This is a genomic window from Pseudomonas sp. No.21, assembly GCF_054558415.1.
In genome coordinates this window covers 304,921-326,341 of record NZ_BAAJNO010000004.1, presented here as the reverse complement: position 1 = coordinate 326,341, position 21,421 = coordinate 304,921, and the positions used below count along the sequence as shown (strand labels likewise).

15 protein-coding genes are annotated in these 21,421 nt (G+C 65.9%); 12 read left to right on the top strand and 3 right to left on the bottom strand.

The genetic code is table 11. The features are described from left to right. The first annotated feature begins 114 nt into the window (after nucleotides 1–114). The 7 genes from ACYJSS_RS09880 (at nucleotide 115) to ACYJSS_RS09850 (ending at nucleotide 10,892) form a co-directional block, all read left to right on the top strand. Nucleotides 115–2,829 carry a LuxR C-terminal-related transcriptional regulator gene (locus tag ACYJSS_RS09880; RefSeq protein ID WP_236206481.1) on the top strand — a complete coding sequence of 905 codons (2,715 nt, stop codon included), beginning with the start codon at nucleotides 115–117 and terminating at the stop codon, nucleotides 2,827–2,829. Beyond that, nucleotides 2,826–5,534, top strand: coding sequence for a helix-turn-helix transcriptional regulator (locus ACYJSS_RS09875; protein WP_111261432.1), 2,709 nt, complete (start codon nucleotides 2,826–2,828; stop codon nucleotides 5,532–5,534). Before ACYJSS_RS09880 ends, ACYJSS_RS09875 begins: the two co-directional genes overlap by 4 nt. A 240-nt stretch (nucleotides 5,535–5,774) precedes the next feature. Beyond that, nucleotides 5,775–6,221, top strand: coding sequence for a DUF6160 family protein (locus ACYJSS_RS09870; protein WP_021220333.1), 447 nt, complete (start codon nucleotides 5,775–5,777; stop codon nucleotides 6,219–6,221). Nucleotides 6,222–6,307: 86 nt separating this feature from the next. After that, entirely contained in the window at nucleotides 6,308–7,069 is a 762-nt protein-coding gene (locus ACYJSS_RS09865) for a C39 family peptidase (RefSeq protein ID WP_111261434.1), read from the top strand. A 43-nt stretch (nucleotides 7,070–7,112) separates the two neighbouring features. After that, a complete protein-coding gene (locus tag ACYJSS_RS09860) occupies nucleotides 7,113–8,117 on the top strand; it encodes a transporter (protein WP_111261435.1) in 1,005 nt (334 codons plus the stop codon). A 16-nt stretch (nucleotides 8,118–8,133) separates the two neighbouring features. Then, nucleotides 8,134–9,726 (top strand): outer membrane protein transport protein, encoded by a 1,593-nt coding sequence (locus ACYJSS_RS09855; protein ID WP_236206482.1) that lies wholly within the window; start codon nucleotides 8,134–8,136, stop codon nucleotides 9,724–9,726. Then, nucleotides 9,726–10,892 (top strand): MalM family protein, encoded by a 1,167-nt coding sequence (locus tag ACYJSS_RS09850; RefSeq protein WP_236206483.1) that lies wholly within the window; start codon nucleotides 9,726–9,728, stop codon nucleotides 10,890–10,892. Before ACYJSS_RS09855 ends, ACYJSS_RS09850 begins: the two co-directional genes overlap by 1 nt. Nucleotides 10,893–11,084: 192 nt before the next feature. On the opposite strand, the gene ACYJSS_RS09845 is transcribed toward ACYJSS_RS09850, so the two are convergent. The 3 genes from ACYJSS_RS09845 to rloA are packed head-to-tail and all read right to left on the bottom strand — an operon-like array spanning nucleotide 11,085 to nucleotide 14,143. Further along, nucleotides 11,085–12,071 (bottom strand): alpha-L-glutamate ligase-like protein, encoded by a 987-nt coding sequence (locus ACYJSS_RS09845; protein WP_043243282.1) that lies wholly within the window; start codon nucleotides 12,069–12,071, stop codon nucleotides 11,085–11,087. Nucleotides 12,072–12,074: 3 nt separating this feature from the next. Beyond that, nucleotides 12,075–13,601, bottom strand: coding sequence for an osmotic stress tolerance membrane protein RloB (rloB, locus tag ACYJSS_RS09840; RefSeq protein WP_111261437.1), 1,527 nt, complete (start codon nucleotides 13,599–13,601; stop codon nucleotides 12,075–12,077). A 5-nt stretch (nucleotides 13,602–13,606) separates the two neighbouring features. After that, nucleotides 13,607–14,143 carry a retropepsin-like aspartic peptidase RloA gene (gene rloA / locus ACYJSS_RS09835; protein ID WP_111261438.1) on the bottom strand — a complete coding sequence of 179 codons (537 nt, stop codon included), beginning with the start codon at nucleotides 14,141–14,143 and terminating at the stop codon, nucleotides 13,607–13,609. Between the two features lie 285 nt (nucleotides 14,144–14,428). Here rloA and ACYJSS_RS09830 point away from each other — a divergent pair, with 285 nt between their 5' ends. The 5 genes from ACYJSS_RS09830 (at nucleotide 14,429) to prpF (ending at nucleotide 21,308) form a co-directional block, all read left to right on the top strand. Continuing rightward, nucleotides 14,429–15,151 carry a GntR family transcriptional regulator gene (locus ACYJSS_RS09830; protein ID WP_111261439.1) on the top strand — a complete coding sequence of 241 codons (723 nt, stop codon included), beginning with the start codon at nucleotides 14,429–14,431 and terminating at the stop codon, nucleotides 15,149–15,151. Beyond that, entirely contained in the window at nucleotides 15,148–16,035 is an 888-nt protein-coding gene (prpB, locus tag ACYJSS_RS09825; protein ID WP_111261440.1) for a methylisocitrate lyase, read from the top strand. The genes ACYJSS_RS09830 and prpB overlap by 4 nt, the downstream gene beginning before the upstream one ends. 129 nt (nucleotides 16,036–16,164) lie before the next feature. Beyond that, entirely contained in the window at nucleotides 16,165–17,325 is a 1,161-nt protein-coding gene (prpC, locus tag ACYJSS_RS09820; protein WP_111261441.1) for a bifunctional 2-methylcitrate synthase/citrate synthase, read from the top strand. A gap of 14 nt (nucleotides 17,326–17,339) precedes the next feature. Next, complete coding sequence (gene acnD / locus ACYJSS_RS09815) at nucleotides 17,340–19,949, top strand: Fe/S-dependent 2-methylisocitrate dehydratase AcnD (protein ID WP_178082949.1); 2,610 nt, start codon at nucleotides 17,340–17,342, stop codon at nucleotides 19,947–19,949. Between the two features lie 171 nt (nucleotides 19,950–20,120). Further along, nucleotides 20,121–21,308 carry a 2-methylaconitate cis-trans isomerase PrpF gene (gene prpF, locus ACYJSS_RS09810; protein WP_111261443.1) on the top strand — a complete coding sequence of 396 codons (1,188 nt, stop codon included), beginning with the start codon at nucleotides 20,121–20,123 and terminating at the stop codon, nucleotides 21,306–21,308. Nucleotides 21,309–21,421: the final 113 nt, after the last annotated feature.

The window sequence follows — 21,421 nt, the reverse complement described above, 5'->3', positions numbered from 1 at the left end:
CGATCCTAGAGCCGTTTCTTAAGTTTACGCAGGAAATGCATTCTGATAATTATGGATAAATCCCGCGGGGTCATATCCCCGTCCCACAACGATAAAGATACAGGGATACAGGCCGTGGATGCAGTTCTCGACCCCGCAGCCGGCAGCCTACTGCGCTCAAAACTGATGACGCCCCAGGCGTCTGCCGACTATTTGCCACGACCGCAGGTGCAGGCGGTGTTGGCAGCACATCCCCATGCCAGGCTTCTGCTGTTCTCGGCACCCGCCGGCTTTGGCAAGACCACCGCCCTCGCGCTCCTGGCCGAACAGCGCCGCGCGGCGGGCTCCGCCGTTGCCTGGTTCTCCCTTGGCAAGGAGGACGACAATCCCTCGCGTTTCTTCCAGCAACTGATCAAGACCCTGGGCGCCGCCGTGCCCGGCCTCGGTACGCACGCTTCGGGCTTCCTGCAGAACACCATGCAGGTGCCGGTCGCAGCGGTGCTGGAGAGCCTGCTGGTGGAACTGACCGGCCTGGAAGGGCCCCTGCTGCTGGTGCTGGATGATCTGCACCTGCTCAGTGACGCGGAAATCTTCGGCGCCCTCGGCCGCCTGGTGAAGATGGCCCCGGCCCATTTCACCCTCGCCATCGGCAGCCGCTCCCTGCCGCCGATGAACCTTGCGACCCTGCGTGCCAAGGGCTGGTTGCTGGAAATCGGGCTGGACGAGCTGCGCCTGACCGAGGAAGAAACCCGCCACTACCTGGACCGCAGCGGCCTCGCGCTGGACGAGGCGACCCTGGCCGCGCTGCACAGCCAGACCGAAGGCTGGCTGATCGGCGTGCACCTCGCCAGCCTCTGGCTGCGCCACCAGCCCCAGGCTTCCGACCAGGTCCTGGCGATGGGCGGTGACCAGGCCGCAGTGGGCGACTACCTGCTGACCACCGTCTTCGAGCAGTTGCCGGCGGACCTGCAGGACGCCCTGCTGGCCCTCGGCATCGCCAGCCAGCTGAGCGGCGACCTGGCCAACGCGCTCACCGGGCGCAACGATGGCCAGGCCCTGCTGGAGCGGCTGGAGACCATGCAGCTGTTCCTCCTGCCCCTGGACCGCGAGCGCCAGTGGTACCGCTTCCACCACCTGTTCGCCGACTTCCTCCGTGCGCGCCTCCAGTCCCAGGACCCGGAGCGTTTTCGCCAACTGCACTTCAACGCCAGCCTGTGGTTCACCAACCACCACATGCAGAACCTCGCCATCGAGCACGCCTGCCTGGCCGAAGACCCGGAGATGCTCGCGGCGCTGGTGGACGGCTGTGGCCTGGAACTGATCAACCGTGGCCAGTTGAACCAGATCTACCGCTGGCGCCAGTTCGTGCCCGACGACATCGCCGAGCGCTACCCGACGCTGATCCTCGCCGACGTATGGAACCGCGCCACCGAGCTGGCGCTGCCCGAAGCCAACCAGATGCTCGACGAGCTGCTGGCGCGCTGGGGCGGCGCCGGTGTCCAGGCGCCGTTGAGCGACAAGTACCTGGCGGCGCTCGCGGTGAAGGCCGCGATCGCCCTGCAGAAGGATGACCTCGACCTGTGCGTCAACCTGGCGCGCAAGGTGGAGGGCCTGCTCGGCCAGCACGAGGCCTTCCTCGAAGTGGCCATGCTGGTCATCGGTGCCCTGGCGCTGGTGATCCTCGCCCAGCCGGAACAGGCGCGCCGCCTGCTGGCGCTGGCGCAGCAGCGCAACCACTTCCTCGAGGGCCGCTACCTCGACATGCAACTGGGCAATGTGGAGATCCTCCTGTCTCTGGAGCAGGGCCAGGTCAAGCAGGCCCAGTTGCTCCACGAGCAGATGCGTGCCCAGTTGATGCCGTTGTTCGGTGAGAAGTCCCGGGCGCTGGCCCTGCCGGTGATCATCGAGTCGCTGATCGCCTACCAGCAGGGGCGCCTGGATGGCCTGGAGGAGCGCCTGCGCTGGGCGCTCAATCATGTCGACGTGATCAAGCCCATCGATATCTACGCCCAGGGCATGCTGTTCCTCGCGCGCATCCAGCGCATGCAGGACAAGCCCAAGGAAGCCCTCGCCAGCCTGGTGCTGATGCAGAACCTGGCGGCGCGCAACCAGTCCTGGCGCTTCTACGTCCAGGCGGTGGCCGACGAGGTGACGCTGATCCTCCAGGAGCCGGCGACCGACCGCATCAAGCGTGCCGAACTGCGGCTGAAGGCGGTGGATTGGGCCAAGCTCGCCGCCGACTATGCCAAGCGGGGCTTCAACCCGGTGCTGTGGACCCAGGGCCTGATCCGCGTACGCCTGCAGCAGGCGCGCGGGCATTACAGCGAGGCGCTGCACGAGATCAACCAGTTGCGTGCCCAGCTGCAACCCGGCTGGCATGGCCTGCAGCGCCTGCGCCTGGACCTGCTGGCGGCCCTCAGCTACCAGCGCCTGGGTTACCAGGAGCGTGCCCAGAGCCTGCTGGTGCAGTGCCTGCTCAGCGCCGAGCGCGAGGATGTGCGCAGCCTCTTCGTCGAGGAGGGTGACGCCATCCGCCTGCTGCTGCAGCAACTGGAAGCCGCCGAGCGCCAGCCGGCATTGCAGGGCTTCATTCGCAGCCTGCTGGCCATTTGGCCGGGTCAGGACATACGCAAGTCACAGGATGTGCTGGAGGAAGGGCTGACCGATCGCGAGCGCGAGGTGGTCCTGCTGGCTGCCAAGGGGCTTTCCAACGAGGAGATCGGCCAGCAGCTCTCGCTGGCCCTGGGGACCGTCAAATGGCACCTGCACAACATCTACGAGAAGCTCAAGGTGCGCAATCGCACCCAGGCGATACGCCGTGCCCGGGAACTGGGGTTGCTGGAGTCATGAGCACCCCCTCCACCGATGCGCTGCCGTTCCCGATACTGCGCACCAAGCTGTTCCCGCCGGACTCAGGTGGCCGCCCGCGCCTGGCGCGACAGGCCCTGATCGACCGCCTGTTCGAGGCGCGCGGCCAGCGCGTGCTGGTGCTCAGTGCGCCCGCCGGCTTCGGCAAGAGCACGGTGCTCAGCCTGTTCCGCGAAGCCCTGCAGCGCGCCGGGGCGCGGGTCGCCTGGCTGTCCTGCGATGATTCCGACAGCGAGCCCCAGCGCCTGCTGCAGTACCTGGTGGCCGCGGTCGAGGCGGTCACCCCGGGCTTCGGCAGCAACACCGCCGGGCTCCTGCGCGGCGAGGTGAACTGGCCGGTGGAGGCGATCATCGATGCCTTCGTCAGCGACCTGCAGCGTCTCGACGGCGAACTCTACGTGATGCTCGACGACTTCCATCGCATCCGTCACGCCAGCCTGGAGCAGGGCGCCCGCCACCTGGTGGAGCGCCTGCCGAGCAACGTCCACCTGATCAGCGCGACCCGCTTCACCCCGCGCAGCCTGTTCGTCGAGGGCGATGCCTTCATGCTCCAGGCCGAGGACCTGCGCCTGTCCCTGGAAGAGGCCGAGGCCTATTTCCGCGAAGTGCGCGAGCTGGAACTGAGCCGCAGCGAGCTCAAGCAACTGCATGCGCGCACCGAGGGCTGGATCACCGCGCTGCACCTGGCCAGCCTGGCGCTGGCGCGGCACCCGGATCGCGCGGCCTTCCTCGCCAGCCTCTCGGGGACCGAGCGCAACATTGCCGACTACCTGGCCGAGGACGTGGTCAACAGCCTGCCCCTGGCCCTGCAGCAGTTCCTCGACCAGACCTCGGTGCTGGACGAGTTCTGCGCCGACCTGTGCAACGCCCTGACCGGCCGCCGCGATGGCCTGGACATGCTGATGCGCCTGCAGCGCGAGCAGTTGTTCGTCATCCCGCTGGACGAGCAGGGTGAATGGTTCCGCTATCACCACCTGTTCGCCGAGTTCCTCCAGGGCCGCCTGCAGCGCCATACCGACAGCGCCACGCTGCTGCACGCCGCGGCCCGCTGGTGCGAGAGCCACGACCTGCCGGACCGTGCCATCAAGTACGCCCTGCGCGGCCGCGACTACGGCTTCGCCGCCGAGTTGCTGGAGCGCCAGGGCGCGCGGCTGATCGCCGGCAATCGTGTCTACGGCATCCTGTCCATGCTCAAGGAAGTGCCCGCCGAGGTGATCCGCGAGCATCCCGTGTTCCAGATCTTCTATGCCTGGCAACTGGCCTTCGAGCAGAAGTTCGCCGAGTCCGAGGCGCTGATCGAAGAGGTCAGCACCCGCCTGTTGCAGGGGCGCGGCAAGGTCATCCACTTCGGCCTCGGCGAACTGCTGGCGGCCTCCCAGGTACTCAAGGCGCTGGTGCTGCTGTACCAGGACAAGCTGGAAAGCTGCCTCAAGGTCGCCCGCCAGTGGCTGGCCATGGTGCCGGACAACCAGCCGGTTTTCCGCGCCAGCCTGTCCTGCGTGCAGGCGGCGGCCTATGCGCTGCTCGGCGAGTTCGGCGATGCGGCGAAATCCATCGCCACCGCGCGCGATTGCCTGCGCATCGTCGACAGTGAATACCTGCACGTGATGACCAGCCTGATCGAGTCGCTGATCTGCAAGGAGAGCGGCGAACTGGAGCGCGGGCGCTCCATCGCCGAGATCGCCCGGGGCCGGGTCGAGCGGGTGTTCGGCCGTCGCAGCCGTGTTGGCGGACCGCTGGTGCTGGCCTACGCGGACCTGCTCTACGAACAGGACCGCCATGCCGCAGTGCTCGCCGAGCTGCCCCTGGCCACCACCTGGCGTGACGTGGCGACGCCGGTCGAACTGATCAGCCGGGGCCAGTTGGTGATGGCCCGCGCGCGTTTCTTCGCCGGCGAATCCGAGCAGGCCCTCAATCAGCTGGACGACTGGCTGGCCGGCCTCCAGGGCCCGGGTTACGAGCGGGTCTTCGCCCATGGCATGGGCTGCAAGGTGCAGTTCCTGCTGTGGCTGCGTCGCCCTAATGAGGCCGAGCGCGTCTGCCTGCAGCTGGAGCGCCACTTGTCGGCTCTGCCACTGGCGCGCTATGCCGATGCCCACACGGCGCTGGCGCTGTCCGTCGCCCGCCTGGCCCTGGCCGAGCGGCGCCCGGAGAAGGCACAGAGCGCGCTGGAGACCTGCCTCGCCCGGCAGGGGGCCGAGCACCAGCGCGACCGGCGCCTGCGCCTGTCCCTGTTACTTTCCGTGGCCTACTGGCGCAAAGGTAACAGCGACAAGGCCTTCGCCCTGTTCCTGCCCACCCTCGAGGAAGCCTGGAACCGTGGCTACCGGCGCCTGTTCCAGGACGACGCCCTCTGGCTGCTGCCGCTCTGGGAAGCCTGGCGCGCCGCCGAGCCCAAGAAGGCCGGGGCCTGGCAGGGCATCGCCGAGACCTTGCGCGAGCAATGCCGGCGCCTGGCGGTGGACCCGGAAACCTTCGACGAGAACCAGGACGTGAGCCACCGCGAGCGGGAAATCCTGCGTTTCGTCGCGGCGGGCCTGTCCAATCGGGACATCGCCCAGGCGGTGCACCTGTCGGAAGCGACCATCAAATGGCACCTGCACAACCTGTTCGCCAAGCTGGGCGTGCGCAGCCGTACCCAGGCGGTGCTCAAGGGCAAGAGCCTGGGCCTGCTCAGCGAGGCCTGATGCCATTAAATAACTAGCGACTTGCCATCCTCCATCCCTTGGATGGGCTGGCAGCGAGGCGGGGCCTCAGTAACGTAAGAACCAGGTCGAGGAGCCTTGCGCTTCACGAGTCCAGGGCGGCGCGCATAGGGAAGCAGCGTTCGTTCTGGAGGTCGGCGAAAGCCGGCTCAACTGTCGCTGACAGGAGGTAGGCGGCAGGCCCCCGGGGCAACCCACCTGTGAACCTTGGAGATAACAACAATGAAAAGCTTCAAACAACTGGCTCTCGCCGCTGCTGTGCTCGCTGCTCCGTTCATGGCCCAGGCCGACCTGAAAGCCATGGATGACTCCGCTCTCTCCAGCGTTACCGGTCAGGATGGCATCAGCATCTCCGGTAACTTCAACGGCACCATCGGCAGTGTGGTCTACAACGACAAGGAAGGCAGCGCCACCGGCAGCCTGCGCCTTGAGACCATCGCCTTCTCCGGCTTCAACATCTCCGACAGCGCGCCGATCCTGGTCGACGTGATCGACGGCGGCTCTGGCGCCGGCGCCAGCGACAAGCTGCAGATCACCCTGCCGACCATCACCGGCGAGCTGAGCGTGGGCGCCATCCGCATGGGCGACGCCTCCGCCGCCAGCATCGGTTCCCTGGCCGTCAGCGATCTGAACCTGGCCGGTACCACCATCAAGGTTTGGGGCCACTGACAGGTCGCTCCACCCCGTGATGTGGAAGGTCCCGTCGGCTTCGGCCGGCGGGCCTTTCTTTCGTCAGCCCTGCATTCGGAACGGCAATGATCGAGATCCTGGTCGGCAGTCTGCTGGGGTTGTTCGGGTTCACCCAGGCCGTGGATACCAAGCCACAGCCCAAGGGCTCCGTGAACATCACCCAGGCCATGGTGCCCAACGGTCCCTACCGGGAGACCGTCAATCCGGAGCCCATGAGCCAATTGCAGTTCCGCAACGTCATCCGCCAGGCCTACGACTACAGCTGCGGTTCCGCCGCGTTGACCGGCCTGCTGGATTACTACCTGGGTCGCAACCTCGAGGAGCGCCAGGTGATGGAGGGGCTGTTGCGTTATGGCGAGGCCGACAAGATCGTCGAGCGACGCGGTTTCTCGCTGTTGGACATGAAACGCTTCGTGGCCGCGCTGGGCTACAAGAGCGGGGGCTTCCGGGCCGAGTTCGAGGACCTCGACCAACTGGAGCATCCTGCGCTGGTGCCCATTCACTACGGTGGCTTCAAGCACTTCGTGGTGGTGCGCGATGTGTACAACGATCACGTGTTCATCGCTGATCCCGCCCTGGGAAACATCAGCTTCACCCGCACCCGGTTCGAGGAGGTGTGGGATGGGAACGTGCTGTTCGTGATCTACCCGACTGGAAACGAGCCGCCCAACGCCATGGCCCTGACCGAGCGTGACCTGCGCCTGGTGGACGATCGCACCGTCAGCCTGCTGGCGTTCCAGCAGTTCCCGCAGATCACCAAGTTCACCGAGAACCAGATCGACCAACTGGGCTCGGGAGGCGACATCCAGTACATCAGACGCAAATAGAAAAACCCGCATAAGTAAGAATAAAACCAGGGGTAAAAGTGCCATGGGAGTGAGGGGATACGCATGGCTGGCCGTGCTGGCGCTGGGCGCCTGCGGGCCGCTGTGGGCCGAGGAGAGCTCGGTGGACGATGCGCGTGAGGCGCTGACCAAGAAGGAAGGGGATGCCGACAGCGCCAAGGCGCTGGAGCAGGTATTCCAGGCATCGGAGAAGAGCTACACCCTGCTGAAGAAAGGCGAGCGCACGCTCACCTACGGCTTCGACTATTCGCTGGTGCGCGACGTGCAGATCGAGCAGGTGCGCACGGGCAGCAACGTCTACAGCGTGATCCCCCGCAGCGAAGCCCAGCACACCTTCACCAACTCCTTCACCTTCGACTACGGCATCTGGGACAACCTGACCTTCAGCGTGCGCCTGCCCTTCGTGGCCAAGTACGACACCGAGCGCGACGTCAACGTCTACAGCCTCGGCGACATCTCCGGCAGCCTGCGCTGGCAGCCCTGGTCCGCCACCCGTGGACGGCCGGTCACCACCCTGTTCGCCACCCTCGGCCTGCCCACCGGCGAGAGCCCCTTCGACATCAACAACGAGACGGACCTCTCCACCGGCAACGGCTACTACAGCCTGGGCGTGGGGGCCAACACCTCCTATGTCATCGACCCGGTCGTGCTGTTCGGCTCGGTCGGCTACACCTACAACATGCCGGTGCACGGCATCCACCAGAACCGTGGCGGCCGCCTGCTGGAAGATGTCGACCCGGGCAATACCCTGTCCCTGAGCATGGGCTTCGCCTATGCGCTGTCCTACGACGTGTCCCTGGCCACCTCCTACCAAATGGCCTACACCACCAAGCCGACCTACACCTTCGGCGACACCGAGTTCGAAGGCACCGAGCAGACCAGCGCGATCATGAACTTCTCGCTCGGCCTGCGGACCTCTCCCGATTACATCGTCAACGTCAACGCCGGTTTCGGCATGACCGAGGACTCCCCGGACGTGATGCTGGGGTTCTCCGTACCTCTGGACATAAAAGGCCTGAAGGCCCAGTAACCGGCGAGGCGACGACATGACGATGCGAATTTCGCCGCTGGCCCTGGCGCTGGCGGGGTTGGGGGCCGGTTGGGCGGGCGGCGTGCAGGCGCAACTGGCCAACGACCTGACCATTGGCAACCCCAAGGCGATGGCCATGGCCAATGCCGTGACCGCCGACTCCACCGGGATCGACGCGGTGCACTACAACCCGGCGGCGCTGACCAAGCTCAAGGGCCGCCAGACCACGGTGAAGATGATCGCCGGGGTGATGGATATCCGCGCCGAGTTCGATGCGCCCGAGGGCTACAACGTCATGGGCTACCGTGACGACCCGGTGAGTGGCGCCAGCAGCCGTACCCTCACGCCTGCCATGTACCTGCCGGGCATGGGCGGCATGACCGACATGCCACTGCTGGTGGCGCCCCTGGCGGGCCTGTCGATCAACCCGCCGGGCTCCAAGTTCACCTTCGCCACCAACGTCTACGCGCCCATGGCCCTGGGCTATTCGCGGGACTCGGACAGCGACCCGGCGCGCTTCCAGGGGCGCGAGGTGGCGATCCAGCGCATCACCTACTTCTCGCCGTCGGTGGGCTACCAGGTGAACGACGAGCTGTCGGTGGGCCTGTCGGTCGGGTTCTCGCACCAGGCCCTGGCACTGAACGAGGATTTCCGTAACCCGAGCATGCTCACCGGCCTCGCTCGCATGCTCAACGAGGTGCTCTGCCGGCCAGGGATGGACGAGATGATCGGTCCGATCTTCAACGTCTGCGGCGGTCGAATCGGCCCCTACGATAGCCTGGCCAATATCGATCTGGACCTGCAGCAGTCACTGTCACCCACTTGGAACATCGGTGTGCTCTGGGAGCCCACCGACTGGTTCGCCTGGGGCGCCACCTACCAGAGCGAGGCGCGCATGCACCTCCAGGGCAAGTACCGGGTGGATTATTCCAAGGATTGGCAGGGCTTCTGGACCGGCTTCCAGGGGGCGGTCTTCGGGCAGATCCTCAGCCCGCTCTTCCCCTATGGCAATGTCGACGAGGAAGTGGGCAACGCCAGCCTGACCATGACCTACCCGGACAACTTCTCCACCGGGATCAAGATCAGGCCCTTCGAGCGCTGGCAGTTCAACGCCGACCTGAAGTGGAGCGACTACAGCGACTGGAACGAGTTCGAGATCGAGTTCGACCGCGAGCTGGACGTGCTGCGCATCGCCAAGATCTTCGGCGGTGGCAAGGCCACCGCCACCACCCTGACCCTGGACCGCGGCTACCGTGCGACCTGGAGCTGGGCGCTGGGGGCGCAGTACGACGTGACCGACCGCCTGGCCCTGCGCGCCGGCTACGAATGGCGCCCTTCGGCCATTCCCGACGACAAGGCCGATGTGCTGGCGCCCATCGGCGACGCCCAGCTCTACGGCCTCGGGCTGGGTTACCGCTGGGACAAGGACACCACCATCGATATCGGCTTCAACTACTTCGTCACCTCGCAGAGCACCAAGGCAGATACCAGCTGCAACCTCAACTGCACCGGCATCGACAACCTGGTCTACAACCCCTACGCGGGCCAGGATGTGAAGACCTCGGTAAAGGCCTACATCGTGGCCATGACCTACACGACGACATTCTGATGAAGACCCACGCCGCGCTTTGCCTCATCACCGCCCTGGCGGCCCACACCCAGGCCCAGGCCGCCAGCGGCCGCTACCTGACCTGGATCGACGACAACGGCCGGGTGCACAACAGCTTCGTCGGCGAGCGCTACGGCGAGCAGCAGCGCCAGGCGGCCCAGCGCATCAGCCGCAGCGACCTGGCACGCCTGCAGGAGCAGGGCGCAGCGGGCGGGACGGGCGGCAACACCGGTGGTGAGCAGAAGCGCCGTTACTTCACCTGGGTGGATGCCAGCGGCAACCTGCAGAACAGCTTCTACGCGGCGGGCCAGGTGCCGGCCGGGGAGCGCGACTACCTGCTGCCCAGCGGCAAGCGCTCGACCGAGTACATCGACGCCGATGTACTGGAAGGGCGCGGCTACTCGCGGCCCGAGAACGGTGCGGCCTACTTCACCTGGGTGGACGAACAGGGCCGCACCCACAACTCCAGGGTCCCGGCCAAGGGCAGTGAGCCGCAGGCGGAGGAGGGCATTGGCCAGCCCGTGGCCTACACCGAGAGCCGCCAGGTCGAATTCGAGCGCAAGGCCGCCATCCTGCCGTCGCTGGACGGCCAGCCCAGCGAGGCGATGAAGGCCCTGCTGGAAGGCAGCGAGGAGCGCAGCCAGTCGCTGTACCAGGGGCTGGTCGACCAGTGCTGCGGGCAGCTGCCGGAGGGGGATTTCACCGAGTTGTCCGCCGAGGAGCCGCGCTACGAGGAGCTCAACCGTTTCTCCCCCAGCTTCGCCTTCCCCATGGGTCGCAGCTACTACGCGGCCCTCAAGCTGCCGCGCTCCGGACGTGCCTACGGCCTGCGCATCCGCAGCTTCGCCAACCGCCAGGTGGTCTATCCTTCGATCCTCTTCCTCGACGAGGCCAAGCGCCCGACGCGCCTGGTGAGCGACGCCGTCTACCAGCTGCATGGCGAGACCTGGTACCGCTACGCCTACATCGAAGGCACCGTGCAGGTCCGCGCCAACCAGGGCGAGCGCTACGCGCTGCTGCTGACCACCGACGAGGACCGCAGCCTCAACACCCTGGACAACAAACCCTTCAAGCGCCCGATGCAGGACCTGGCCGTCAGCGAGGCCGGCATGCAGGTGCACGAGCACGTGGACGAGGGCGCATTCGAGCTGGCGATCGTCAGGTAGTGGGGCTGAGGTGGATGGCGTAGGTCGGGTGCAACCCGACGAGCTCGCAGCGATGGGTTTCGCTCCGCTCGCGGAACGCCGCCCGACCCATCCTACGGACTACCCATCCCACGGATTGAGCACCTCTACCCCGAATCCCTGGCATGAAAAAGCCCGGCACATGGCCGGGCTTTTTTGTTGCCGCAGGGCGGATCAGAGTTCGGCGGGGTGCACGTGGCCGAACAGTTCCTGGGAGAAGCGCACGCGTTCCTCCGGGGTTTCCACGATGCCTTTTTCCTGCAGCTCGGCGATGCGGGCTTCCACCGCGTGGGCGCGATGGGTCAGCCCGCAGTCGTTGGCGATCTGGATGTTCAGGCCGGGGCGGGCGTTGAGTTCGAGGATCAGCGGGCCCTTTTCCTGGTCCAGCACCATGTCGACACCGATGTAGCCCAGGCCGCACAGCTCGTAGCAGCCGGCCGCCAGCTTCATGAAGCCGTCCCAGTTGGGCAGCTGCACGCCGTCCACCGCGTTGGTGGTGTCCGGGTGCTTGGCGATCTTGTTGTTCAGCCAGGTGCCGCGCAGGGTGACGCCGGTGGCGAGATCGACGCCCACGCCGATGGCGCCCTGGTGCAGGTTGGCCTTGCCGTTGGACTGGCGGGTGGGTAGGCGCAGCATCGCCATCACGGGGTAGCCCATGAGCACGATGATGCGGATGTCCGGTACGCCTTCGTAGCTGATGCTCTTGAAGATCTGGTCCGGGGTCACGCGGTACTCGATCAGCGCGCGGTCGCGGTGCCCGCCGAGGGAGTAGAGGCCGGTGAGGATCGAGGAGATCTGATGCTCGATCTCCTCGTGGCTGATGATCTTCCCGGAGACCGTCTTGTAACGGCCTTCGAAGCGGTCGGCGATCACCAGGATGCCGTCGCCGCCGGCGCCCTGGGCGGGCTTGATCACGAAATCGTTGCGCTCGCCGATGATCTCGTCGAGCTTGTCGATCTCCTTCTCGGTGGAAATGATCCCGTACATTTCCGGCACGTGGATGCCCGCCTCGATGGCGCGCATCTTGGTGATGATCTTGTCGTCGACGATCGGGTACAGGTGCCGTTTGTTGTACTTCAGCACGTAGTCCGCGTTGCGACGGTTGATGCCCATGATGCCTTTGGCTTCGAGGGCTTTCCACGTCTTGATCAGGCCGAACATGGCTCAGTCCTTCAGGAAGGCTTTGAAGCGGAACAGCTCCGTCAGGCGGTAGCCGCGGTAGCGACCCATCGCCAGCATGAAGCCCACCATGATCAGCAGCACGGCCGGGAAGGTGAAGATGAAGTAGGTCAGCTCCGGCACGGTCATCAGCAGGTGCGCCAGGGTGGCGGCGAACAGCGTGCCGATGGCGACCTTGAAGGCATGGCCACCGCCGCGCTCTTCCCAGGTGATGGACAGGCGTTCGATGGTCATGGTCAGGATCACCATCGGGAACAGCGCCACGGACAGGCCGCGCTCCAGGCCCAGCTTGTGGCTGAGCAGGCTGATCACCGCGATCAGGATCACCACGAACGTCAGCACCACCGACAGCCTGGGCAACATCTGCAACTTCAGGTGTTCGAGGTAGGACCGCAACGACAGGCCCAGCGCCGTGATGATGGTGAACAGGGCGATGCCGAAGCCCAGTTGCGTCTCGCGGAAGGCGAGGGCGATCAGCACCGGGGTGAAGGTACCCAGGGTCTGCAGGCCGCCGAGGTTGCGCAGGATGAGGATCACCAGCACGCCGATCGGGATCATGATCATGATCTGGTAGGTCTGCTGGGTCTGCAGCGGCAGGCCGTAGAGCGAGTATTCGAGGAAGTCGGCGTCGGTGTTCTCGTCGGTCAGCTTGGCCAGGCGGATGGCGTTCATCTCGCTGTTGTTCAGGCTGAAGGTCACCTGGGCCTTCTTGCCGCCGTCGACGGTGATCAGGTTGTCGTCACCGGTCCACCACACCAGGCGGTCGGCCGGCAGGCCCTGCTCGCCGGTCTCGGGGTTGAAGTACAGCCAGTTCTCGCCGTTGAAGCTGCGCAGCCAGAGCTCGGGGCTCTGCGGCTGGTCGGCGGCGAGGCGGATGGTGTGCACGCGCTCCATCGGTACGTGGGCGATGGACAGCAGCAGCTCGATGGCCTTGGCCTTGTTCTGCGTGCTCTGGTCGCCGGCGAGGAGCAACTTGACGTTGTCGTCGTTCAGGTTGTTGGTGCGCTTGATGGTTTCGCTGATGAAGGTCTCGACGTCGGCCGAGTGCTGGCGGATGGGCGCCAGCAGGGCTTCGGCGGCGATCTTCTCGGCCCCTTCGACCGGGATGCTGTCACGGAAGATCGGCCCCTTGTCCTTGGGCTTCTCGCCGCTGTAGCGCTTGGTCAGCACCAGGCGGTAGTAGAGGGTCTGGTTGCCGCTGGCGCGGCGGGCGGACCAGGTCACCTTGCGGTTGCCGTCCACGCGATTGATGCTCACGCCGTAGTTGTTGGAGATGAAGCTCTCGTTGAGGCTGACGTAGTCCCGGTTCAGCGGCGGCACGAACATCTGCACCTTGATCGGGTCGCGCGGGCTGGCCTGGAATTCGACCTTGGCGTCGATGTTCCAGAGGTCGTCGGTCTCATCCTCGGTGATCGGGATGCCCTGAATGAAGATCTGGTAGGCCGTTATCAGAATGCCCAGGCTCACCAGCAGGGTGATCAGGACTTTCAGATGCAGGGTAAGAGAGCGCATGTGAGTTACTCGGCAGAGTTTGCGTCAGTGGCACAGCCGGGTTGGCCGGCAGCGTATTTAAGGCTCGGGTCGACCAGTGCATCGAAGCGCTTGAGCGCCTCGGAACCGATCAGAAGCGGGTATTGGAAAGCGCTACGGTCGGTGAGGTTCACTTCGATCGTGCGCAGGGCGCTGCCCATGCAGACGTCGAGTTCGATCACCGGGCGTGCCGTGTAGGTCTTGTCTTCATCCGGATCGTAGTCGCCGGCACGGCGCTTGATCTTGCTGATGCGCGCCAGGGGCCGCTCGATGGGATGCGCGTGGGCATCGTCGATGGCCAGGTAGAAGCGTACCCAGGTTTCGCCATCACGCTTGAAGCGCTTGATGTCGCGGGCACTCAGGGAGGCTGTCTTGGCGCCGGTGTCGAGCTTGGCGGCGACCACCAGGTCGAGGCCGGAGAGACGGGCGTATTCGTTCAGGCCATAGATGGTCTTGTCGGCGGCAAGGCTGAGGCCTGGCAGTGCTAGCAGGCATATGAGCAATGCGAAGGGCTTGAGAGTCATGGGTCCTTGGAGAACGTTCGAGGTCCTGATGCCCGATGCCTGGCCTGATGGCCTCGGCGCCTGGCGTACGAGTCTAGCAGCGCCCCGCCAGGCGCATGAGCGGCGCATTCTAACACGCAGGTTTTCCGGGGCGACAGACGCTTATGACGCTTTGTTAAGGCTGTGACGGGTTCAAATGAATTTTTTGCGATCTACGACGATTGTCGACAATGGCTGTGTTTTGGTTTGACTGAAATGGTCTGCGGCGGTAGTTTGTCGATGTTAATTTTCAATGTGTCGACAATCATGCTGGATGCCGCTGAAGAACCCGTCGCCCAAACCGAAGATTCGGAAACCCTGTCCGAGCACGTCTTCCGGCGCATCCAGGCGGCCATCGTCAAGGGCGAGATCGCGCCCGGCAGCAAGATTTCCGAGCCCGAGCTGGCGCGTGCCTACGGCATCAGCCGCGGCCCGCTGCGCGAGGCGATCCATCGCCTGGAAGGGCAGAAGCTGCTGGTGCGCGTCCCCCACGTCGGTGCGCGGGTGGTGTCCCTGAGCCATGCCGAGCTGATCGAACTCTATGAAATCCGTGAATCCCTCGAGGGCATGGCCTGCCGCCTCGCGGCCGAGCGCATGACCCAGGCGGAGATCGACGAGCTGCGCGCGGTGCTGGAGACCCATGAGCGCGACGAGGCCTTCCAGGCTGGACGTGGCTACTACCAGCAGGAAGGCGACTTCGACTTCCACTACCGGATCATCCAGGGCAGCGGCAACCAGACCCTGACCCGCATGCTCTGCGGCGAGCTGTACCAGCTGGTGCGCATGTACCGCCTGCAGTTCTCCAGCGTGCCCAATCGCCCGCGCCAGGCCTTTGCCGAGCACCACCGCATTCTCGATGCCATCGCCGACCGTGACGGTGAACTGGCCGAGCTGCTGATGCGCCGTCACATCGGCGCCTCCAAGCGCAATATCGAGCGCCACTACCAGGGCGCCGTCGCCAACCCCTCCCAGACCCGAGGTGATTCATGACCCAGCTCTCCGCCGGCCAGCGCTTCCGCCAGGCCCTTGCCGAAGAAAGCCCGCTGCAGGTGATCGGTGCGATCAACGCCAACCATGCGCTGCTGGCCAAGCGTGCCGGCTACAAGGCCATCTATCTTTCCGGTGGTGGCGTGGCGGCGGGTTCGCTGGGCCTGCCGGACCTGGGCATCAACACCCTGGACGACGTGCTCACCGACGTGCGCCGCATCACCGATGTCTGCGACCTGCCGTTGCTGGTGGACATCGACACGGGCTTCGGCCCGAGCGCCTTCAACATCGAACGCACGGTGAAGAACCTGATCAAGGCCGGCGCCGCCGCGGCCCACATCGAGGACCAGGTCGGTGCCAAGCGTTGCGGCCACCGCCCGGGCAAGGAGATCGTCTCCTGCGAGGAGATGGTCGACCGCGTGCGCGCCGCCGCTGACGCCCGGACCGACCCGGACTTCTTCCTCATCGCCCGCACCGACGCCATCCAGGCCGAGGGCGTGGACGCCGCCATCGAGCGCTGCAAGCGCTACGTCGAAGCCGGCGCCGACGGCATCTTCGCCGAGGCCGCCTACGACCTGCCCACCTACGCGCGCTTCGTCAAGGAGCTGAACGTGCCGGTGCTGGCCAACATCACCGAGTTCGGCGCCACCCCGCTGTTCACCCGGGACGAGCTGGCCTCGGTTGGCGTGGCCATCCAGCTCTACCCGCTGTCGGCCTTCCGCGCGGCCAACAAGGCGGCGGAAACCGTGTACACCGCCATTCGCCAGAGCGGCCACCAGAAGGACGTGATCGAGCTGATGCAGACCCGCGCGGAGCTGTACGACCGCATCGGCTACCACGCCTTCGAGCAGAAGCTCGATGCGCTGTTCGCCGCCGGCAAGAAGTAATCAGGGCAGGGTGGGCCGGGCGGCGATCCGCTTCAGCCCACCCCATCAGCGTCGCTGGTAGGGCTTCATCGGATCACCTTCCGGCCCGCCATACAGCGCAACAGAACAAAAAGACTCGAGGAGATACCGATGAGCACCACCGAAACCACCACTCCGGGCTTCAAGCCGAAGAAATCCGTGGCCCTTTCCGGCACCGCCGCCGGCAACACCGCCCTGTGCACCGTGGGCCGTACCGGCAACGACCTGCACTACCGGGGCTACGACGTGCTGGATTTCGCCAATCGCTGCGAATTCGAAGAGATCGCCCACCTGCTGGTCCACGGCAAGCTGCCCAATGTGGCCGAACTGGCCGGCTACAAGGCCAAGCTCAAGGCCCTGCGCGGCCTGCCCGCTGGCGTCAAGGCTGCGCTGGAGCAGCTGCCGCCTTCCGCCCACCCGATGGACGTGATGCGCACTGCCGTCTCCGTGCTGGGCTGCCTGTCGCCGGAGAAGGACGACCACAACCACCCTGGCGCCCGCGACATCGCCGACAAGCTGATGGCCTCCCTCGGTTCCGCGCTGCTGTACTGGTACCACTACAGCCACAACGGCAAGCGCATCGAGGTGGAGACCGACGACGACTCCATCGGCGGCCACTTCCTGCACCTGCTGCATGGCGAGAAGCCCCGCGAATCCTGGGTGCGCGCCATGCACACCTCGCTGAACCTGTACGCCGAGCACGAGTTCAACGCCTCCACCTTCACCTCGCGGGTGATCGCCGGCACCGGCTCGGACATGTATTCCTGCATCGCCGGCGCCATCGGCGCGCTGCGCGGGCCCAAGCATGGCGGCGCCAACGAAGTGGCCTTCGAAGTGCAGAAGCGCTACGACAGCCCGGATGAGGCCGAGGCCGACATCCGCGCCCGTGTCGAGAAGAAGGAAGTGATCATCGGCTTCGGCCACCCGGTCTACACCGTCTCCGACCCGCGCAACAAGGTGATCAAGGAAGTGGCTCGCGAGCTCTCCGTGGAGCAGGGCAACACCAAGATGTTCGACATCGCCGAGCGCCTGGAAAGCACCATGTGGGACATCAAGAAGATGTTCCCCAACCTCGATTGGTTCAGCGCCGTCAGCTACCACATGATGGGCGTGCCCACCGCCATGTTCACCCCGCTGTTCGTGATCGCCCGCACCTCGGGTTGGTCCAGCCACGTCATCGAACAGCGCATCGACGGCAAGATCATCCGCCCGAGCGCCAACTACACAGGCCCCGAAGACCTGAAGTTCGTGCCGCTCAAGGACCGTAAATAACAATGACCACGACCGTGAACAGCCAATACCGCAAGCGCTTGCCCGGCACCGCGCTGGATTACTTCGACGCCCGCGAGGCGGTCGAGGCGATCCAGGCCGGCGCCTGGGACAAGCTCCCCTACACCTCCCGCGTGCTGGCCGAGCAGCTGGTGCGCCGTTGCGAGCCCGCCGACCTGACCGCATCGCTGGAGCAGCTGGTTTATCGCAAGCGCGACCTGGACTTCCCCTGGTACCCGGCGCGCGTGGTCTGCCACGACATCCTCGGGCAGACCGCGCTGGTGGACCTGGCCGGCCTGCGTGATGCCATCGCCGAGCAGGGCGGGGACCCGTCCAAGGTCAACCCGGTGGTGCCGACCCAGTTGATCGTCGACCACTCCCTGGCAGTGGAAGCTGCCGGCTTCGACCCGGATGCCTTCGAGAAGAACCGCGCCATCGAGGACCGCCGCAACGAGGACCGCTTCCACTTCATCGAGTGGACCAAGACCGCGTTCAAGAACGTCGACGTGATCCCCGCCGGGAACGGGATCATGCACCAGATCAACCTGGAGAAGATGAGCCCGGTGATCCAGGCGCGCGGCGGCATCGCCTTCCCCGACACCTGCGTCGGCACCGACTCGCACACCCCGCACGTGGACGCCCTGGGCGTGATCGCCATCGGTGTCGGCGGCCTGGAAGCCGAGACCGTGATGCTCGGCCACCCGTCGATGATGCGCCTGCCCGACATCGTCGGCGTCGAGCTGACCGGCAAGCGTCAGCCCGGCATCACCGCCACCGACATCGTCCTGGCGATCACCGAGTTCCTGCGCAAGGAGCGTGTGGTGGGCGCCTACGTCGAGTTCTTCGGCGAGGGGGCGGACAGCCTGTCCATCGGCGACCGCGCGACCATCTCCAACATGTGCCCGGAATACGGCGCCACCGCCTCGATGTTCTACATCGACGAGCAGACCATCGACTACCTCAAGCTCACCGGCCGCGAGCCGGAGCAGGTGGCGCTGGTGGAGCACTACGCCAAGACTCTGGGGCTGTGGAGCAGCGCGCTGAAGACCGCCGAGTACGAGCGCGTGCTGAGCTTCGACCTGGGCAGCGTGGTGCGCAACATGGCCGGCCCCTCCAACCCGCACCGCCGCCTGCCCACCTCGGCGCTGGCCGAGCGCGGCATCGCCGACGAGGCCAAGCTGCAGGCCGGTCGTGACGAAGAGGCGAAGGGCCTGATGCCCGATGGCGCGGTGATCATCGCTGCCATCACCAGCTGCACCAACACCTCCAACCCGCGCAACGTGATCGCTGCCGGCCTGGTGGCGAAGAAGGCCAATGCCCTCGGCCTGGTGCGCAAGCCCTGGGTGAAGACCTCCTTTGCGCCGGGCTCCAAGGTCGCCAAGCTGTACCTGGAGGAAGCCGGTCTGCTGCCGGAGCTGGAGAAACTCGGCTTCGGCATCGTCGCCTACGCCTGCACCACCTGTAACGGCATGTCCGGCGCGCTGGACCCGGTGATCCAGAAGGAGATCATCGACCGCGACCTGTACGCCACCGCCGTGCTCTCGGGCAACCGCAACTTCGACGGGCGCATCCACCCCTACGCCAAGCAGGCCTTCCTCGCCTCGCCGCCGCTGGTGGTGGCCTATGCCATCGCCGGCACCGTGCGTTTCGACATCGAGCAGGACCCGCTGGGCACCGATGCCCAGGGCAACCCCGTCACGCTGAAGGACCTGTGGCCAAGCGACGAGGAGATCGACGCCATCGTCGCGGCCTCGGTGAAGCCCGAGCAGTTCAAGCAGATCTACATCCCGATGTTCGACCTGGGCAGCGTGCAGGAAGCGGAAAGCCCGCTGTACGACTGGCGTCCGATGTCCACCTACATCCGCCGCCCCCCGTACTGGGAAGGCGCGCTGGCCGGCGAGCGCACACTCAAGGGCATGCGGCCGCTGGCGATCCTGCCGGACAACATCACCACCGACCACCTGTCGCCGTCCAACGCCATCCTGGCGGACTCGGCCGCCGGCGAGTACCTGGCGAAAATGGGCCTGCCGGAGGAGGACTTCAACTCCTACGCCACCCACCGTGGCGACCACCTGACGGCCCAGCGCGCCACCTTCGCCAACCCGCAGCTGGTCAACGAGATGGCCGTGGTCGACGGGCAGGTGAAGAAGGGCTCGCTGGCCCGCGTGGAGCCGGAAGGCCAGGTGATGCGCATGTGGGAAGCCATCGAGACCTACATGAACCGCAAGCAGAACCTGATCATCGTGGCCGGTGCCGACTACGGGCAGGGCTCGTCCCGCGACTGGGCGGCCAAGGGCGTGCGCCTGGCGGGTGTGGAAGTGATCGTGGCCGAAGGCTTCGAGCGCATCCACCGCACCAACCTGGTGGGCATGGGTGTGCTGCCGGTGGAGTTCAAGCCGGGCACCACGCGCCTGACCCTGGGCCTGGACGGCACCGAGACCTACGACGTCGAAGGCGACATTTCGCCGCGCTGCGACCTGACCCTGGTGGTCAATCGTCGCAACGGCGAGGTGGTGCGGGTGCCGGTCACCTGCCGCCTGGACACTGCCGCCGACGTCAGCGTGTACAAGGCCGGTGGCGTGCTGCAGCGCTTTGCCAAGGACTTCCTCAAGGGCGAGGTCGCCTGACTGCGTGGGGTGGAGGGCGCCTCATCGATCCACCGTGGTGCTTGCCATTGGTGGACGGAAAAGCGCCATCCACCCTGCGGCTCATCGAGGACTTAGCCCGGATGCAATCCGGGGAGTACCGAACATGGTCATGCCCGGATGGCATCCGGGCCCTTTCTCAGGACTGCACTCATGGCTCATCTGCCGCAAGTGAAAATCCCCGCCACCTACATCCGTGGCGGCACCAGCAAGGGCGTGTTCTTCCGCCTGCAGGACCTGCCCGAGGCCTGCCAGGTGCCGGGCGAGGCCCGTGACCGGCTGTTCATGCGGGTGATCGGCAGCCCCGATCCCTACGCTGCGCACATCGACGGCATGGGCGGGGCGACCTCAAGTACCAGCAAGTGCGTGATCCTGTCGAAGAGCAGCCAGCCCGGGCACGATGTCGACTACCTCTACGGGCAGGTCTCCATCGACAAGGCCTTCGTCGACTGGAGCGGCAACTGTGGCAATTTGTCCACCGCGGCGGGCGCCTTCGCCATCCATGCCGGGCTGGTGGACCCGTCACGCATTCCGGCCAACGGCACCTGCGTGGTGCGCATCTGGCAGGCCAACATCCAGAAAACCATCATCGCCCACGTGCCGGTCACCGATGGCCAGGTGCAGGAAACCGGCGATTTCGAGCTGGACGGGGTGACCTTCCCGGCGGCGGAGATCGTGCTGGAATTCCTCGATCCGTCGGATGACGGGGAGGAGGGCGGTTCGATGTTCCCCACCGGCAACCTGGTGGATGAGCTGGACGTGCCGGGCGTGGGCACCTTCAAGGCGACCCTGATCACTGCCGGCATTCCCACGGTGTTCGTCAACGCCGAAGACATCGGCTACACCGGCACCGAGCTGCGCGAGGCCATCAACGGCGACCCCGAGGCGCTGGCGCGCTTCGAGAAGATCCGTGTCGCCGGCGCGCTGCGCATGGGGCTGATCAAGGCCCCCGAAGAGGCGCTGACCCGCCAGCACACGCCGAAGGTGGCGTTCGTCGCGCCGCCCAGGGACTACCGGGCCTCCAGCGGCAAGACGGTGAAGGCCGACGAGATCGACCTGCTGGTGCGGGCGCTGTCCATGGGCAAGCTGCACCACGCGATGATGGGCACGGCGGCGGTCGCCATTGGCACCGCGGCGGCCATCCCCGGCACCCTGGTGAACCTGGCGGCCGGCGGCGGCGAGCGCACGGCGGTGCGTTTCGGACACCCTTCGGGCACCCTGCGCGTGGGCGCCGAAGCCCGGCAGGTGGACGGCCAGTGGCAGGTGACCAAGGCGATCATGAGCCGCAGTGCGCGGATATTGATGGAGGGAGTGGTAAGAGTTCCGGGGGAGGCGCTCTAGAGCATTAGCTGGAAGCCTGAAGCTTGAAGTCGAATGCTTTCCAGCTTCCAGCTTCCAGCTTCCAGCTTCCAGCTTCCAGCTTCCAGCTTCCAGCTTCCAGCTTCCAGCTTCCA